The following is a 14697-nucleotide window of genomic DNA, read 5'->3' as shown; positions in this document are numbered from 1 at the left end:
ATATGTAATAAGCCAGGAGCGAATATATATGAAAAAAGTTATCTTAAACAACGGTGTTGAAATGCCGGTACTCGGTTTTGGTGTTTATCAAATTCAAGATCAAAAAAAATGTGAACAAGCTGTTTATGACGCTATTATGACAGGCTATCGTCTGATTGATACCGCAGCTTCTTATTTAAATGAAGAAGCGGTCGGAAGAGCTATTAAGCGGAGTGGCGTTTCAAGAGAGGAATTGTTTATTACCACTAAACTCTGGGTTCAAGATACAGGTTATGAAAAGACAAAGAAAGCATTTGAAAAATCACTGGAACGACTGCAGCTGGATTATTTGGATTTGTACTTAATTCATCAGCCATTTGGCGATGTTTACGGTTCATGGCGGGCAATGGAGGAATTGTACAGCGAGGGTAGGATTAGAGCAATTGGAGTCAGCAACTTCTATCCGGATCGCCTGACCGATTTCATTATTCATAATGAAGTTGTTCCTGCCGTAAATCAAGTCGAAACACACGTCTTCAATCAACAAATTGAAAGTGCTGAATGGATGAAAGAGAACAATGTTCAGATTGAGTCTTGGGGACCATTCGCTGAAGGAAAAAATAACATGTTCCAAAATGAAACTTTAGTATCAATAGCCGAAAAGCATAATAAATCCGTCGCCCAGGTGGTCTTACGCTGGTTAACGCAAAGAGCCGTCGTTGCGATTCCGAAGTCTGTTCATAAGGAAAGAATCGTTGAAAACTTCAATATTTTTGACTTTGAGTTAAACCAAGAGGATATGGAGAGCATTGCTGCATTGAATTCGAAAGAAAGCCTGTTCTTTTCACATCAGGATCCAGAAATTGTGAAATGGATTGGTACCCGTAAACTTGATATTTAATGACCACTTTTCACGTTACTCCTTTTTATCAAAATGAAAAAAAGTATTTGAAAGAATGTACTTCAACTATAGGGTACTTTTAGTTGAAGTACATATATCTCAGCGTTTTCATAACCCCGCCGTATAGCAGAACCCACAAAAAAGAGCGCTAACCAAGCGCTCTTTTCATCATTTAGTGCCTTTATTTAATTCCCATACCCGCTTGTTTACCATTTTAGCGACAGACTGGAGTCCTCCACCGGAAAGATTTTGGACCACGAAAGCCCAGTCCTTTTTTGTCAGTCTGCCTGTCGAAAAGGGAAACCGCCTGAACGAAACGAGAGCTCTGGTGGTCAACCGGATATTCACGTGTTGGTTTGTTTTTAAAATGGACAACTGTTTGGCCAGTTATTTTGCAAAACGTTGGTTACAAAAGGTTTTTTTGTAAATAATAAGATGGTTAAACAAGAGATTGAGGAGGAATTATATGCAACAGGATCAACAAGCTATAGAGGACTTAGGTCCAATGAAACCAAAATTCTCCGGAACTGATGCACAAAAAGTGAAACAAGAAATTCAAAAAGATGTAAGCGAAGGACAAGGTGCGATGACTTCCCGAGAGGCAGGAGCAATGCGCGATTAAAAAACCACTCTGAGTGGTTTTTTATTTTACTGCTTTAAAATTAAAAAATTTGATCGCCAAGTCCATGGCGATTACGAAAATCTCTCTTTTCCTTTTGCATCGGGAGCCGTTTACATCATATTATTATTAGTACGGTTTACATTGCCTATGGCTATCATTACTTTAATTTGGGGAATATTAGTAGGTATACATGCATACTCCTGCACAACAACTTTCTAGATAAGGTATTCATGCAACTGTTGTTGCCTATCACGTCATTTTCATAAACCGCCTCCCGTATAAGACGAATAAAGAAAGCCGCCCGAGTTCCCGGACGGTTTTCCCTATTTTATTCCCTATTGCTTCCTTTTCGTAGAAACATCCATCCAAACCGCTATCACGAGAATAGAGCCCTTAACAATGTACTGCCAGAACGGCTCGATGTTCATCATGCTCATTCCGTTATCGATGCTGACCATGATCAGCGCTCCGATGATGGAACCCATAATGGTCCCGACACCACCCATCAGGCTCGTTCCCCCGATAACGACTGCTGCGATGGAATCCAGTTCCAGCATGTTCCCTGCCCCGACGGTTGCCGCGTTCAGGCGGCTTGTCAGGAGCACTCCGGCAATTCCGGCGAGGAGTCCCATCAGCATGTAAACGATGAGAACATTGCGCTTGATTTTGATCCCCGAGTATTTGGCGGCGTCCGCGTTGCCTCCGATTACATACACATGGCGGCCAAACGTTGTTCTTTGCGAAAGGAAAATAAAGATTCCTGCCACAACAAGTACTGCCATAATCGGTGCCGGGATTCCAAGGTAACGGTTCATCATGTAGACAAACAGCAGAAAAACGATCGAGAAAAGAGCAACTCTTCCGTACGCCGCGTTTTCATTGCCAAGCGGCAAGCCGAGCTTTATCTTTTTTACACGGTTTTTAAAATAAAGAGCAAACAAGGCGGCAACAACGATGACGGCGATAATGTAGCCGACCGTGTATGGAATGTAGCCCTGGCCGATCATTTTAAAATTATCCTGAAGCGGAGCGATCGTTTCCCCGTTGCTTACCCCGATCAGAATACCTCGAAACACCATCATTCCGCCAAGCGTCACAATAAACGCGGGCACATTTTTATAAGCGATCCACCAGCCTTGCACAGCGCCAAGGATGACACCGAGGATAAGGGCGACACCGATGGCCGCAAACGTGTTCCAGTCATACCAGACATGAAGGATGGCGGCGATTCCCCCGGTCAGACCCACCAGGGAGCCGACGGACAAATCAATATGCCCCGCAACGATGACAAGCGTCATCCCGATAGCCAGGATCCCTGTGACCGACATTTGGCGGAACAGGTTGGACAGGTTCCGCGAAGTGACGAATGAACCGTCTGTCGCGATCGTAAAGATAACGAAAATCGCCAGAATGGCAATCAGAAGTGAGTACTGACGAAAATCCAGGCGGAATTTCCCTTTTTGTTCTGGCTTAATTTCTTTCCTTTGTGGCGCTGGATCATTAAGATTGCTTTGTGTATTCGCATTTGCATTAAGCATGGACAGCCCCTCCTGTAGCCCATTTCATAATGGTATTTTGATCTGCCTCTTCGATGGAGAGCTCTTTGGCAATCCGGCCATCCGACATGACAAGCACACGATCGGCCATGCCGAGCACTTCGGGCAGTTCTGAAGAAATGATAATGATTGAGATTCCTTGTTTGGCGAGCTCATGGATAAAGGCGTAAATTTCCGACTTTGCGCCGATATCAATTCCTCTTGTAGGCTCATCGAGAATCAGGATTTTCGGACTGGTCATGAGCCATTTGCCGAGCACCACCTTCTGCTGGTTCCCGCCGCTTAGCGTGCCGACCTTCGTTTCGATGGAAGGCGCCTTTGTCCTGAACACTTTCATGTATTTCTCCGCTTCATGCACCTCTTTGGCTTCATCAATAATGCCGTTTCCACTGACGGAATCAAGCGCCACCATTGTCGTGTTGTTGCGTATGCTCATATCGAGCACGAGCCCCGTCTTTTTCCGGTCTTCGGATACATAGGCCATGCCACATTTAATGGCGTCTGCTGCTGATTTAATAAAAGCTTTCTGCCCATCGATCGTGATTTCTCCGCTGTATTTTCCTTCAAAGGCACCAAAAAGACTCGTAAACAATTCCGTCCGGCCAGACCCCATCAGGCCGGCAATGCCCAGGACCTCACCTTTTCGCGCCATAAAGCTCGCCTCTTTAATTACATGCCTGCCCGCATAGTCATGGACGTTGAAGTTTTTCACTTCCAGAACCGGTCCACCGATATAGTCCCCGGTTTTTTTCGGATAAAGCTGAGTCAGTTCCCGGCCGACCATATAGGCAATGATTTTGTCTTCATCCATATCATCGATCGGCTTCGTAACAATCGTTTTCCCATCCCGTAAAACGGTAACCGAATCACAAAGCCTCATCACTTCGTTCAACTTATGGGAAATATAGATGCAGGTCACATTCTGGCGCCTGAGCTCCTCCAGAATACCGATCAGTGTTTCGACCTCGCTTTCCGTGAGGGCAGCTGTAGGTTCATCCAGGATGATCAGATCATTTTTTTTGGAAAGTGCCTTTGCGATTTCAACAAGTTGCTGCTGGCCAACGCCAAGATCCTTAACTCTTTTATCAGGGGAGATATCCAGCCCCACCTGATCGAGCCATCTTTTCGCCTCCAGATTCGTCTGGTCCCAGTTAATGATGCCCTTTTGTGCTCTTTCATTCCCGAGGAAAATGTTTTCCGCTACCGTTAACTCTGGCGCGAGCGCGAGTTCCTGATAAATGATGGAGATTCCGGCATTTTCCGAGTCTTTGATCGTATGAAACTGCTTTACTTCACCATTTACTAGGATATCCCCGTCATACGTCCCTGGTGGATAGATACCGCTCAGCACCTTCATCAGCGTTGATTTTCCGGCGCCGTTTTCCCCGCACAGGGCATGAATCTCACCTCTTTTGACGGAAAAAGTGACTTCATCAAGGGCTTTTACACCTGGAAACTCTTTGGAGATGCGTTTCATCACAAGAATATCGTTGCCCATTTTGCAACCTCCAGTTACTCTTTAGTGTTGTTCGTTTTTTTGTAAATCTCTTGTTCCTTATGGAAGCCGTCCTTCACGACCGTTTCCTTGATATTCTTTTTATCCACGGCAATCGGATCGAGCAATACGGATGGCACGTCCTTCTCCCCGTTATTCACCTTGCCGTTCGTTTTGATCTTTTTCTTTTGGGCGACATCTACTGCTAGTTTGGCTGCTTCAGTTGCGAGTTTTTTGATTGGTTTGTAGACTGTCATCGTTTGCGTTCCGCCAGCAATCCGCTGTACCCCTGCCAAATCCGCATCCTGACCCGAAATCGCCACTTTTCCGGCAAGTCCTTGTGCTGCAAGCGCCTGAATAGCTCCGCCTGCTGTGCTGTCATTGGATGCCACTACTGCATCAATGTTGTTTTTATTGCTCGTGAGCCCGTTTTCCATGATGGACATCGCTTCATCTGCCTGCCAGTCCTTCACCCACTGGTTGCCAACAACTTTAATGTCGCCTTTTTTGATCAAGGGCTGCAGCACGTTCATTTGTCCTTTGCGGAACAGCTTCGCGTTGCTGTCAGTCGGAGAGCCGCCCATCAAAAAGTAGTTTCCTTTTGGCACTTTATTCACGAGGTATTCCGCCTGCATTTCGCCCACTTTTACGTTATCAAACGAAATGTAAGCCGTTACATTCGAGTTTGTAATAAGGCGATCATACGCCACAACGGGCACTCCCTGCTTTTCCGCTGAATCAACTGCCGATGCCATGGCGTCAGAACTGTGAGGAATCACTACAAGCACATCGACTCCTTGCGATAGCAGGTTTTCCGACTGGGAAAGTTGCTTCGTATCATCGCCATTGGCCGACTGGACCATTACCTTCGCACCAAGCTTTTTCGCTTCTTTTACAAAAATATCGCGGTCGTTCTGCCAGCGCTCAAGCCTCAAATCATCAATGCTCAAGCCGATTACGACCTGACCGCTCTTCTTGCCCTTCTGCAAACCCTGACCGTGGGCTGTGGCAGCAAATATAAGCGCCGCAAGCACCAAAACGGATAATACCTTCTTCATGGACATCCTCCCCGCTATGTAAGCGTTATCGTAACCGCTCAAAAAAATTAGTAATGACTTTTCAAAAGTTAGTTTGTTTAATGGAGAAACTAACTTATACACATCATAATCAAACTATGAAAGTATTTCAATGATTATTTTTATTTTCAATCATTTTATAGAAAAGGAAGTCGGAACAACCTACGGCCTTGCAAAACGCCACTACCCTCGGCGTCTCCTCCATCATCTTCAAGCAATTCTTGGCGATGAAGTGGGTTTTTAGGCGGCCAGCCGGGTGGGATCGGCTGGCTTTTTGTAGTTTAGTTGCGGGGGAATTTAGTTGAATATCACGTCATTTTCATAACCTAGCACCCATCCATAAACACCAAAAAAGCACCCCGAAGAGTGCTTTCCTTCATGTTAGGACTTTGTCTGTTTCAAAACTCTCTTTCTTTGATTCAGACGCGTCGTGAGAAAGATAGTCTTGTAGATTTAGCTCATCATATCCCGGAATGGTGATTCTCTTATATCTCATAGGTTCACTATTTAATGGGATGGTGCAGTCAAAACCGGTTTTTGAACCTAAGCCGTTATCGGTAGATGGATCGAGCTTTGAACCTTGGGCATCGTGAATCACAACCATATCTTTGCTGGCCTGGAAGCGGGTGGCGATAGCCCATTCGACTTCCTCCATGTTAAAAATATCAACGTCCTCATCAGCAACTACGACATGTTTAATGTCAAAGCTGTTGGCGAAGGCAGCGAGAATGGCATTCTTGGCTTCACCTTCATTTCGTTTTTTTATCGAAACGATGGCATGATATCGACACGTGCCTCCCGGACTCATATGGACAGCCGCTACAGAAGGGACTGTCTGTCGTATGCTCTCGAGGAGGCTTGCTTCTCTTGGAATCCCCCCCAATAAAAGATGTTCATAACCTGCTGGGACAATAGTATAAAAGATGGGATTATCTCGATGGGAAATGGCAGTGACCTGCACGATTTCTTTGTCGCTCCGCGGCCCATAGTATTTAGGGAATTCTCCAAACGGCCCCTCAGGTTCCCGTATATGAGGAAGGATTTTTCCCTCTATTACAATTTCGGCGCGGGCAGGCACATCGATGTCCACCGTTTCACATCGTACGGTTTCCAGCGGTTCAGAACGCAATGCGCTCGCGATTTCCAGCTCATCCACGCCAAATGGCGTACTCGCCTGCGAGGCTAGCAGTGTCAGCGGATCGACACCAATCACGATGGCGCATTCCAATGGTTTCCCCTGCTCCTCTGCCTGTTTATATAGATGATGAGTGTGCCTCGGAAGCAATAATACACCAAGCTTGTCCTTACCTGAAATTTGCAGGCGATGAATCGATACATTTTGCTTGCGCGTGTCCGGATCGCGTGTAATGAACAGTGCTGCCGAGATGTAATGACCTGAATCCATTTCATGATGTATAGGAATAGGAAAGGTTTTGAGTATATCGATGTTTTCCGTTATAATATTTTCCTTTACTGGGGCATCCTCCTTTTCTATTAATCTGCACGGCTTTGGAATTGAAACCGCCTTAGAGAATTTAGGAATGATTCCTTTTTCATCGGTTTCCAAGGCATCTGCAAAATCCTGACGGCTCGAGCATATTCCTGAAACCAGAGGAACTTTATAGCCATCTACATTTGAGAAGTAGGCTGCTTTTTGGCCATCAAGCTTTTTGGCCACTGCCGCAATCTCAAAATCAGGACTCACCTTTTTATTGATTACGGCCAACCGTCCCTTTGATTGAAGATGATCCAGCCATGTACGAAAAGTTCTAGCTTTCATACAACTCTCTCCTTTCATTCTATTTTCTTCACTTGATAACTGTCATTCATGTCGATAGATTGTTCATTTTGGTGTACCCGTTTGTTTTTCCGGAATAAGTGATCTATGCTCATTACAATTAAAGGTGTGATCGCTGCAATGTAAATGTTATCAATATGAAGAGGGTTTCCGGATAGGAACCAGATTGTGGTTGTAACAACCGCAGACACCATGCCCATTGTAGCTCCAAAACCGCTGCTGAAGCGGGGAAAATAAAACATAAGGATGACAATCACTGCAATGGTCGTGCGAAGAGCTCTGGCAAAGAATATTGTATTCAGGATTTCCGGAGCAAAAATGGCAAACGGAATGGGCAACAGCCCCATAACAATAGTTGCTATCCTAGAAAATCGTAATGATTTAGAATCAGATCCTTCTCTATTAAAAAACGGTGTATAAAAATCTTTTAACAGAAGGGCAGCGGCTCCAATCGTAGAAGCGGCTACCGTGCCAAAGACAGCAGCTATCAAGCCGGCGATGACCAGCCCGGCCAAGAAAGGATTCATAAGAGTGGTTGTCATCGGAAAAGCCTCAGAGGAAGCAATATCAGGAAACAATACAGAGGCTGCCATTCCGATCAGAGCGGCCATTATTCCAACAGGAATAACCATAAGGCCTGCATAAATGCTCGCTTTTTTAGCGTTGGCATCATCGGTTGTTGAACTGACGGCCTGGATGATATATTGGGTAGAGAAAATGGAGCCGATGTTAGCAATGGTCCATGCAATAATGGTCGGCCATGAAATTCCTGTCCAATTAAGCATGGATGGCTTCATCTCTATTGATAATCCAGAAAAACCCCCAACTGCTGCCAGTGAAAAGGAGACAGCCAGAATTAATCCCACGTATTTAAAAAAGGCATGAATCAAATTGGTATAGGCTACAGCGAACATTCCGCCCAGTGACACATAAACGACTGTCACTACTCCAACGAGAATGGCTGCCATAGAATGGGGAATATGCAATATGGCAGATAACGTAGCTGCACCGCCGGCATACATGGAAACATTGACCACTCCCAGCGCATATATCATGACAATGGACGTGATGGTTCTCGCACCATTTCCATATGTTTTGGAAATGGCCCCTGATATCGTATATTCTCCCCGTTCATGAAACTTCTTGGCGAGCGTATAGGCAAATAGAGCAAAGGCAAGTGCAAGGGTGATTAGATTCCAAGAAGCGGAAATCCCTTCGGAAAAAGCGGTTTGAGCTGTACCAATTGTTGAGCCGGTGCCAATAAATTCAGACATCATCAAGACGCCGATCACAAACGGGCCAAATGCTTTTCCCCCTGTCATGTACTTATCCGAGCTTTTCGAAAACCTTTTCGTATATACGCCAAGGCATGAGGTTGCCAAAACATACAAAATCACTATACCCATAATAATAGTACTGGCTGTCAACAAAATGGATTTCCTCCTTTGTTCAGCTCACCGAAACGACTCCAAAAATATCCTTCAGGCGGCGCTCAAAAAGTTTCATCACGCGCTCTCGACCGTTTACTTCTGGGGGAACAGGAATTTGGCGGCCGTTGACGATAACCGGCTGATCATACCGGATGGCAATGAGCGGACGATATTCTTCATACACTCTCCGAATGCTGGCTGCATGCTTTTCCTGTTTCGCGAGCACCTTCAGCATGCGGAGTCCAAATCCGACATGACGCCCTTCATCTTCCTTGATCCGTTTGAATCCTTCCTTTAAACCCGGCAAAATCCCTTTACTGCCATACACGGCTTCGAAAACGTCGTAACCTGCCATGGCCTGTACGCCTTCAATGATTCCCTGGTAATGAGCGAGCCCCTCCACCAGAGCCTCTTCCTTCTGCTCTTCACTGCCTTCCAGAGCGTTCAGCATCCTTTTGCCCCGCTCGTCCAGCTTTTGCTGAACCGCATTTTGCACACCATCAGTCCTGTCGATGCCGAGTACTTCCTGAAAATAGCGAAGAAAAAATTCCGTATGCTTGAATTCTTCCACGAGCTGCGTGCTAAGAAAGGCCTGCTGCTGAGTGGAAGCCCCAAGCATGATCCATGGACAGAATTTCAAAGCTACATTTTCTTCCGCGTCGAGAAAACCGGTACAAAAGTGAATGAGGTAATCTTGCAAATCCTTGTCCAGTCTTTCATAGTCCTCCCTGTCTCGTGATAGGTCAATTTCAGCAGGATCCCACGTGCCAAACCGAATCGCTTTTCGATAAAGCTTCCAGGCCACCTCATCCGTACTTTCATCCAAACCAAATACCAGTTCTTCAGCCATCGAACATACCTCCCCAGTGGATTAATATATTTTCTTCAACAGTTCCAGCACCTCAGCCTCGGACGGCTGTTTCGGGTTCCACTTCATCATTCCGCTTTTGAAAGAATCCAAAGCGATAACACCAAGCTGATGTTCAGATACATCAACGTCTCTTAACCGGGTCGGCAGACCAATATCAGAAACCAGTTGAGCTACGGCTTCTGCTGCCTGCGCCGCTAGGGATGAAGATGATCCATTATGGATTCCCAGCAGGTTCGCAATGTTTGCTGCCTTTTGAACATTCTCTCCCGCATTGAACTCGATGACATGCGGAAGCAACAACCCGATCGCTATGCCATGAGGAACGTGACAATGTCCTGAAAGCGCGCTGCCAATGGCGTGCGCCAGTCCAAGCAATCCGTTATTGAATGCCATGCCTGCGAGCAAGCTTCCATGTGACATCCGGGTCCTGGCCGCCTTGTCATGACCATTCTCCACCGCTGCTCTTAAAGAAGATCCTATCGTTGCAATTGCCTCTGTCGCCAGTGCGTCGGTTGCCGGGCTGGCCCGGCGGGAAAAGTAGGTTTCAATTCCATGGGCCAATGCATCAATTCCGGTGGATGCGGTTATTTTTTTCGGCAGGCCCAATGTCAGCTCAGGATCCACAATAGCCAATGTCGGTGCCATATATCGGCTGTTTACGGTTACTTTTACCTGGTTTTCCCAGTCCGAGTAAACTCCGAAAATCGTAACCTCACTGCCCGTCCCGGAGGTGGTTGGTACCGCGACAAGCGGAATGACCGAACCACTTTTGATCCGTTCGACTCCTGCGTAATCCCCAATACTTTGACCGTGTTGAGCTACGATTCTTATTCCTTTGGCCGTATCCATCACGCTGCCTCCTCCAACGGCAATCAGGACATCGCAGTGACTTTTGCGAAAACAATCCGCTCCTCTGTCAATCGTTTTAAAACTGGGATCCGGTTCCACCTCGAGATACAGTTCAGATGAGATGCCAGCTTCTTGAAGAGAGGCATTAATGTTACTTAATAATCCTGCGGACACCACTCCCTGGTCACTTACAATAAACGCCTGTTTCACTCCCATTGCAGCTAGGTGTCCGCCAAGTATGGAGGCTTTGCCAAACCCGAATTCAATTCGGGTCGGCAGATGAAAGGAGTAGCTTTGCTCCGACTGTTGAGTAATGGAACTACTCTGCATCATACTTCCTCCCCCGGTTCTTCGACTTCAATATGGACATGCTTCGTTTCACAGTATTCCATCAAACCATCCACGCCCCGTGTCCGGCCCAGACCGCTTTGCTTGTAGCCGCCAAACTCTGCTTCAGGGAAGTTTTTATTATACGTATTGATCCATACGGTTCCAGCCTTAATCCCTTTTGACAATCGCATGGCGCGGTTAAGGTTGGATGTCCATACTCCCGCAGAAAGCCCAAAGTCACTGTCGTTTGCCAGATGAAGCGCTTCTTCTTCGCTCGAAAACGTCTGAACAGCGAGTACAGGCCCGAAAATTTCTTCCTGCATCACCCTGCTGTCACTCGCAAGCCCGTCAATAATGGTCGGTTGGAAGTAATAGCCCAGGTCGTGCGATCCCCCGGTCAAGCGCTCACCGCCAGTTACAATCGTCCCTTCCTGACGCCCCAGATCGCAATAGCCTTGGACTATGTCCAATTGGCTTTGCGACACAAGCGGCCCCATATCGGATGTTTCCAAAAGGCCGTTATCCACCTTGAGCTGTTCGGCATATTCTTTCAACCGCTGAACCACTGTGTCCTTAATGGATTCCTCAATTATTACTCTGGACCCGGCCATGCAGATTTGGCCGGCGGAAATAAAAATGGAACGGCCGATGATCGGAATGGCCTTGTCCAGATTGGCATCCTCAAAAACAATATTGGGGGATTTGCCTCCAAGTTCGAGCGCGATCTTTTTGATATTTTTGGCCCCTGTTTCCATGATCGACTTTCCGGTCGCTGTATCTCCGGTAAAACTGATCATATCGATCTTTTCACTGGCCGCCATCGCCGCACCAATTTCTCTTCCGGGACCTGTTATGAGACTCACGATTCCCTTAGGAAAATGAGGGATCTCGGCGATCAGCTTGAAAATTTCAGCAGAAATCGAGGGCGTCAGGCTCGCGGGCTTGACGATGACCCCATTACCGGCAGCAAGCGCCGGGGCAAGCTCACGGACCATCAGCAACGCGGGCCAGTTCCACGGAGAGATGATGCCCACCACCCCGATGGGTTCTTTAACAATCACCCCGAAGTTGGCAGGTTCCAGCTGCATGGAACGCCCAAACACGGTTCTAGCGGCCCCGGCAAAATATTTAAGAGTGTCGATGCAGCCCGCCAGTTCCCCTCTTGACTCTCGTATGGTCTTCCCCTGGTCAATCGTGAGAATCCGGGAAAGACGCTCCAGGTTCTTTGTTATATTTTCAGCGAGAGCCAGCAAGGCTTCATAGCGGCGCTTTGGATTTACCGCCCAGTCACTGGTCAGAAAGGCGTGCCGTACAGACTCAATGGCAGCTGTAACATCTCTTACATTTGATTTTTGCGAGTAGCTAAACAGATCTCCAGTCGCAGGATTGTACGACTCAATCAGCTCATTGGACGTGGATTCTGTCCATTCACCACCGGCAAAATTATAGTAGGTTGGTACTTTCTGAGTAACGAAAGTGGACATCCCATCATACTCCTTTCCGTTTTAGATTGGATGATTATTGCAGCCTTCCTTTGGTCTCTGGTATGATAACGCTTCCAACAATGTAGACAAGATAGATGACAATGGCAAAATACATTAGAGTGTGTGGAATATTATCAACCGTTCCGCTTGCTAGGGTGACAAAGGTAGGCATCATGCCTCCAATGGCAAAACCCATGTTCCAGGACAGGCCGGTGCCGGTCGATCGGATGGAGGTCGGGAACCGCTCGTTTAAGAATATCAGGACAGGAGCGTAGGCCGCATTTCCCAAAAACACAAGACATACCACGTAAAAGTAGATGGCAGTAACTGAGCCTGCATCGGCCAGCGAGAGATAAAAATACGGCAGGCCGATCACGTTTAACAACCCGACAACCATGAAAACCTTTTTCCTTCCATACACTTCACTCAGATGGCCGGCAATCATGGCCGATATGATCGTCGCTATACTTGCGGCGATAAGAACGCCTGACAGAGTTGCAGAAGATACCTTATTGACGACATTGAGGAACGTTGGAATAAATCCGGCGGTTAGATAATAACCGGATCCTCCCCCGATTACGATCATCAAGTTAACCAGCAAAATTTTTGAATATGTCGTAAATAGGGCTTTGACGGGTTTTTGTTCCACCACATTCTGATTCTCATTCTTTTTCTTTTTCATTTCCGTCCATAGTGGGGATTCTTCCAGTGTCCGGAAAACAAAAAGACCAGCAACAGATCCCAAAATCCCCGTAAAGAACATGACTCTCCATCCCCAGCCCTCAAATGCTTCACCAGGGAAAATGGCAGAGACCACCATAAATGCGATGGAAGCAAACAGTGCACCCAATCCTGCACCGCCTCCGCCGATCAACCCCGACATGAGTCCCCTCCATTTAGGAGGCGCTGATTCGGTACCGATCGTATGGGTGGAAGCAACCACCCCTCCAACAAAAACACCCTGAACCAGGCGAAGCAGTAAAAAAAGAAGGGCAGCAAAAAACCCGATTTGAGGAACCGTGGGGAGCAGCCCGAAAACAGCGGTGCTTAAACCCACTCCTATAATGGCTACGGTCATCGCATTTTTTCTTCCGTGCTTGTCCGCATAGGAACCAAATATGGCGGATCCCAGCGGCCGCATAAGCAGGGTAACGGCGAAAGAGGCATACACCGCAGCAAGAGACAGCGTAGGATTGGTCGTTGGAAAAAATAATTTGCCTATGGTGGGTGTCACATATAGCAGGATGAAAAGGTCATATAAATCAAACGACCAGCCCAGTAGAGAAGCGGCGGTAGCCGAAACGATCTGCTTGTTTTCCGTTTTTTTCGGTTCTGTTTCTCTTACTACACCGGTAGATACAGCATTTGACATCATTATTTCCTCCAATACTAAAGTTTTTATGTGACTTAGCTTGGATGAGTTATAAACAGAATATTCAGTTTTTTAATTATGCAAAAAACGGGTACAGAGTAACCCCGCCAGAATCGCGGGATTACTCTCATCCGTTACTTCCCAGTAAATTTAGGTTTTCTTTTTTCCACAAAAGAATCGACACCTTCTTTAAAATCCTCCGTGCATCTCAGCATTCCGTAAGCTCTTCCCTCAATCTCCAAGCCTGTACTCAAAGGGCCTTCTTCGGCGGCATTTAAGACTTCCTTGCAAACCCGCTGTGCCAAAGGAGAAAAACGGACAAGCTCTTCAGCCAAACTGTTCACTTCATTTTCAAGCTCGGCCTTGCTAACAACCTTTGTCAGCAATCCCCATTGATAGGCTTCATCCGCAGGAATTCTTCTTGCCCTCATAATCATATCCTTCGCCCTGGTCAGTCCAACCGCACGTGCTACACGCTGGGTTCCGCCGCTTCCCGGAATCATTCCAAGGTTCATTTCCGGCAATCCAAGCAGTGTGTCATCGGCGGCGATCCGGAAGTCGCAAGCCATCGCAATTTCAAACCCTACACCGAACGTATATCCCTGAAGCTGGGCAATAACCGGTTTTGGAGAGCGTTCGGGTGCAGCCACATTAACTCTTAATCGCGACAGTTCTTCAGGGTGGGTTTCCATGAACTGCGGAATGCTTCCTCCCGCACTAAAGCATTTATCGCCTTCCCCCTTTACGATAATTACGCGCACATCTTCATCCGCATTTAATTCATCAAAGATCTTGGAAAACTGAGCTCTCGCCAGCATGCTGATATAATTCATTTTTTCTGGCCTGTCAAAGATAATTGTGGCTGTTTGTGCCGCCTCGTTTTTTTCCACACGGATATGGTCATATTGAGTTGCAGTTGTCATTTTCATTTCTC

The 14697-nt window shown here is 46.8% G+C and carries 12 protein-coding genes; 2 read left to right on the top strand and 10 right to left on the bottom strand.

All coding sequences use genetic code 11. The features are described 5' to 3' along the window. The first annotated feature begins 28 nt into the window (after positions 1-28). The gene (locus tag AS030_RS17375; RefSeq protein WP_061973942.1) at positions 29-880 is read left to right on the top strand and encodes an aldo/keto reductase; all 852 of its coding nucleotides are present in this window, start codon (positions 29-31) and stop codon (positions 878-880) included. A gap of 466 nt (positions 881-1346) precedes the next feature. Beyond that, positions 1347-1502: a hypothetical protein gene (locus AS030_RS24040; protein WP_169792707.1), complete on the top strand. Its 156-nt coding sequence runs from the start codon at positions 1347-1349 to the stop codon at positions 1500-1502. Between the two features lie 335 nt (positions 1503-1837). On the opposite strand, the gene AS030_RS17365 is transcribed toward AS030_RS24040, so the two are convergent. The 10 genes from AS030_RS17365 to AS030_RS17320 all read right to left on the bottom strand — a co-directional run bounded on the left by AS030_RS17365 (position 1838) and on the right by AS030_RS17320 (position 14686). Further along, positions 1838-3040 (bottom strand): sugar ABC transporter permease, encoded by a 1203-nt coding sequence (locus AS030_RS17365; protein WP_082635868.1) that lies wholly within the window; start codon positions 3038-3040, stop codon positions 1838-1840. Continuing rightward, a complete protein-coding gene (locus AS030_RS17360; RefSeq protein ID WP_061973938.1) occupies positions 3033-4556 on the bottom strand; it encodes a xylose ABC transporter ATP-binding protein in 1524 nt (507 codons plus the stop codon). The genes AS030_RS17365 and AS030_RS17360 overlap by 8 nt, the downstream gene beginning before the upstream one ends. 14 nt (positions 4557-4570) lie before the next feature. Next, positions 4571-5611: a D-xylose ABC transporter substrate-binding protein gene (gene xylF / locus AS030_RS17355; protein ID WP_205728274.1), complete on the bottom strand. Its 1041-nt coding sequence runs from the start codon at positions 5609-5611 to the stop codon at positions 4571-4573. Between the two features lie 394 nt (positions 5612-6005). Continuing rightward, entirely contained in the window at positions 6006-7409 is a 1404-nt protein-coding gene (locus AS030_RS17350) for a UbiD family decarboxylase (protein ID WP_061973934.1), read from the bottom strand. A gap of 14 nt (positions 7410-7423) precedes the next feature. Further along, positions 7424-8857, bottom strand: coding sequence for a sodium:solute symporter family protein (locus AS030_RS17345; RefSeq protein ID WP_061973931.1), 1434 nt, complete (start codon positions 8855-8857; stop codon positions 7424-7426). A 19-nt stretch (positions 8858-8876) separates the two neighbouring features. Further along, complete coding sequence (locus AS030_RS17340) at positions 8877-9707, bottom strand: R2-like ligand-binding oxidase (protein WP_061973929.1); 831 nt, start codon at positions 9705-9707, stop codon at positions 8877-8879. 21 nt (positions 9708-9728) lie between these two features. Then, positions 9729-10910: an iron-containing alcohol dehydrogenase family protein gene (locus AS030_RS17335; protein ID WP_240482385.1), complete on the bottom strand. Its 1182-nt coding sequence runs from the start codon at positions 10908-10910 to the stop codon at positions 9729-9731. Continuing rightward, complete coding sequence (locus AS030_RS17330) at positions 10907-12391, bottom strand: aldehyde dehydrogenase family protein (protein ID WP_061973926.1); 1485 nt, start codon at positions 12389-12391, stop codon at positions 10907-10909. Before AS030_RS17330 ends, AS030_RS17335 begins: the two co-directional genes overlap by 4 nt. A 34-nt stretch (positions 12392-12425) precedes the next feature. Then, positions 12426-13766, bottom strand: coding sequence for an MFS transporter (locus AS030_RS17325; RefSeq protein ID WP_082635867.1), 1341 nt, complete (start codon positions 13764-13766; stop codon positions 12426-12428). A 131-nt stretch (positions 13767-13897) separates the two neighbouring features. Next, positions 13898-14686 (bottom strand): enoyl-CoA hydratase/isomerase family protein, encoded by a 789-nt coding sequence (locus AS030_RS17320; protein ID WP_061973922.1) that lies wholly within the window; start codon positions 14684-14686, stop codon positions 13898-13900. Between the last annotated feature and the right edge of the window lie 11 nt (positions 14687-14697).

The sequence above is a fragment of the Fictibacillus enclensis genome, from assembly GCF_001457035.1.
GTDB lineage: Bacteria > Bacillota > Bacilli > Bacillales > Fictibacillaceae > Fictibacillus_C > Fictibacillus_C enclensis.
This window is presented reverse-complemented; position numbering and strand designations above follow the sequence as displayed.